We start from the raw sequence: 934 nt of genomic DNA on the forward strand, positions 1-934 counted from the left end.
TCCCGTCGCCATTATCAAAAGGGATGACTTCTTTTTCTTTAAAGACTAAGACATTCGACATCGCGTTTTACCTGCTCTATGAAATGAACCTTCGCCGAAATAGGAAACCAGCCCACCGAAGGCTCGCCAGCCATAACTGGTGACCTCGAAGGCTCATTTCGATAGGGTTAGGTTCGGTGCAATTGAGATGCGCTTTCGGTGCGCGGTGAAAATAAAAATGCCACCAGTTCGTATGCGTAGGGTACGCGGTGAGAACGAAGTGGCAGCATGAGTTATCTGTATTCCTTTAACCACTCAGGGAATGGGTATGGGAATAAAGGCCTGCTTTTAACCACATCAGGCAAGGTGGTTTCCTGCTTTCCACAGTCAAGAAAAACTGATAGGTTGGTTATTCCGCAGTCAAAAAAGGAATACTACTTATGAGTGAGATTTCGTTTAAGTGCCCTGATTGCCATAGTGACCTTGTTGTAAGCTCCAGCGTCGAAATCAAGGAAATAGACGACCTCAACGGCACCACCTGTACTTCGTGTGGCAGGGTTATCAGTGAAGATGACATTCTCGGACAGGCCAGTGATTACGCCGAGAAAATCTTCATGGATATCTTCAAGAAATAGGGATTTCAATTCATCTATTTTTTTATCTAATTTGCTGGTATCAAATTTTATTGATGCCAGTATTGGTTCTTTCATTGTTCCACTCCTCATTTACACTGCGCCCTAACATAATCCTGCAAATATCTCAGTTTTGCACGGTCGTTGATGATGCCTTCTCGGATATCGAGAACAGCTTGTCCAGTTTCTCTAGGGAGTTCGATGGTGGTTGCATCGCCCACGCTGACGGAGGGAGTGGCCTCACGCACAGGACAGGTGGCCTTGATGCGCAGCTTGCGACGACCAGCGGCAACATCAGCCCGAAGAGTATCGATTTCAGTCTT

The 934-nt window shown here is 46.3% G+C and carries 2 protein-coding genes; one reads left to right on the forward strand and one right to left on the reverse strand.

The features are described 5' to 3' along the window. Positions 1–419 precede the first annotated feature (419 nt). Complete coding sequence (locus tag AACS92_RS21805; RefSeq protein ID WP_445286130.1) at positions 420–614, forward strand: ECs_2282 family putative zinc-binding protein; 195 nt, start codon at positions 420–422, stop codon at positions 612–614. Between the two features lie 86 nt (positions 615–700). Here the strand turns inward: AACS92_RS21805 and AACS92_RS02060 are convergent. Next, a partial coding sequence (locus AACS92_RS02060) for a lysis system i-spanin subunit Rz (protein WP_193757023.1) occupies positions 701–934 on the reverse strand: 234 nt, incomplete at its 5' end.

This window comes from Xenorhabdus sp. KJ12.1 (assembly GCF_963876495.1).
Taxonomy (GTDB): domain Bacteria; phylum Pseudomonadota; class Gammaproteobacteria; order Enterobacterales; family Enterobacteriaceae; genus Xenorhabdus; species Xenorhabdus stockiae.